Source organism: Mesobacillus harenae, from assembly GCF_013343715.1.
GTDB classification, from domain to species: Bacteria; Bacillota; Bacilli; order Bacillales; family Cytobacillaceae; genus Mesobacillus_A; species Mesobacillus_A harenae.
On the sequence record NZ_JABUNR010000036.1, the window covers coordinates 1 to 1,651 of the forward strand.

The window sequence follows — 1,651 nt, forward strand, 5'->3', positions numbered from 1 at the left end:
TAAAGTTAGTCTAAAAAGTGGACACGTGAAAATGAGATTTTATTTATAATATAAATATCATTTAAAAGGACGTGTTCAAGATGGGGAAGCACTTTTCACAAGAGTACAAAGAATATGTATCCAAGTTAGTGGTAGAAGAAGGCAGAAAGGCAACTGATGTAGCTTATGAATTAGAAATTTCTTATAAGACTTTAAGTAGATGGGTCAAAAATTATAAAGAGAAGTTAAATGCCAATCAATCTGGAGAAGTTTATATTACTCCATCTGAGTTAGAAAAGCTTAAAAAGCAACACGAGAAAGAAATACAGCAACTAAAAGAGGAGAATGAAATCCTAAAAAAGGCGATGCACATCTTCACCAAAAACCCGGAATAATCTATTCGTTCATCCAAGCCCATCGTGATGAACATACTGTTGTGAAGATGTGCAAAGTACTTGAGGTTTCACCGAGCGGTTTTTATAAATGGTTAAAGAATCAAAATGAACCTCAATCTGAAAAAGAGGCCTATAAGAATGAAATCAAACAAAAGATTAGTAAGTCTTTTCATGAGAGCATGGGGACTTATGGCAGTCCTCGAGTGCACGATGACTTGGTAGAGTGGGGATATACCATTTCGGAGAAAACAGTCGCCAGGAGAATGAAAGAACTTGGTCTAACAGCTACTCCAAAAGAAAAATTCGTAGTGACGACTGATTCAAACCATAATTTAAATGTGTACCCTAACTTGGTTAAACGGGAGTTTANGAAAAAGAGGCCTATAAGAATGAAATCAAACAAAAGATTAGTAAGTCTTTTCATGAGAGCATGGGGACTTATGGCAGTCCTAGAGTGCACGATGACTTGGTAGAGTGGGGATATACCATTTCGGAGAAAACAGTCGCCAGGAGAATGAAAGAACTTGCTCTAACAGCTACTCCAAAAGAAAAATTCGTAGTGACTACTGATTCAAACCATAATTTAAATGTGTACCCTAACTTGGTTAAACGGGAGTTTAACGTAGAGAAGCCTAATAAAGTCTGGGTAGCTGATATTACTTATATTTGGACACTCGAAGGCTGGTTATATTTATCTTCGATAATGGATTTGTTTTCTAGAAAAATAGTAGGGTGGAGTCTAGGGAGTAATATGAGGAAAGGGTTGACCATACAGGCCTTGAACATGGCCATTATATCAAGGCAGCCACCTGAAGGAGTTATTAATCATTCTGATCGTGGTTCTCAATACTGTTCTAATGATTACATCGATGCATTAAATGAACATAAAATGCAAATTAGTATGAGCAAAAAAGGCGACCCATATGACAACGCTTGTATCGAATCCTTTCACGCCACGATAAAGAAAGATTTAATCTATAGAAGGCGTTTTACTACGAGAGCAGAAGCTATAAAAGCGATCAATTTTTACATCAACAATTTTTATAACGAAAAGCGTAAACACTCGACTTTGGGAAATTGTTCTCCGAATCAATTCGAGAGAAAACACGATCAGTCAGAGCTTGAAGATATCTCATAAATTAGACATTTGGTGTTAGAAATGACCAGTCACGTTTTATCGAGTGGTCATTTTTAACACCCCACCAAACGAAGTGCGGTAGTATTCTGAGGAGAATCTAGTCTCATTTTTTTGTGTCTACTTTCTTGACAGAAGTCCA

Annotated in this window: 3 protein-coding genes; all 3 read left to right on the forward strand. The window is 36.7% G+C overall.

The window, feature by feature from the left end; genetic code table 11:
* Positions 1–80 precede the first annotated feature (80 nt).
* The 3 genes from HRJ06_RS22845 to HRJ06_RS22855 all read left to right on the forward strand — a co-directional run bounded on the left by HRJ06_RS22845 (position 81) and on the right by HRJ06_RS22855 (position 1,512).
* Positions 81–374: a transposase gene (locus tag HRJ06_RS22845; RefSeq protein ID WP_174735231.1), complete on the forward strand. Its 294-nt coding sequence runs from the start codon at positions 81–83 to the stop codon at positions 372–374.
* 47 nt (positions 375–421) lie between these two features.
* Positions 422–847, forward strand: coding sequence for an IS3 family transposase (locus tag HRJ06_RS22850; protein WP_242035341.1), 426 nt, complete (start codon positions 422–424; stop codon positions 845–847).
* Positions 805–1,512, forward strand: coding sequence for an IS3 family transposase (locus HRJ06_RS22855; RefSeq protein ID WP_242035340.1), 708 nt, complete (start codon positions 805–807; stop codon positions 1,510–1,512). The genes HRJ06_RS22850 and HRJ06_RS22855 overlap by 43 nt, the downstream gene beginning before the upstream one ends.
* Positions 1,513–1,651 lie beyond the last annotated feature (139 nt).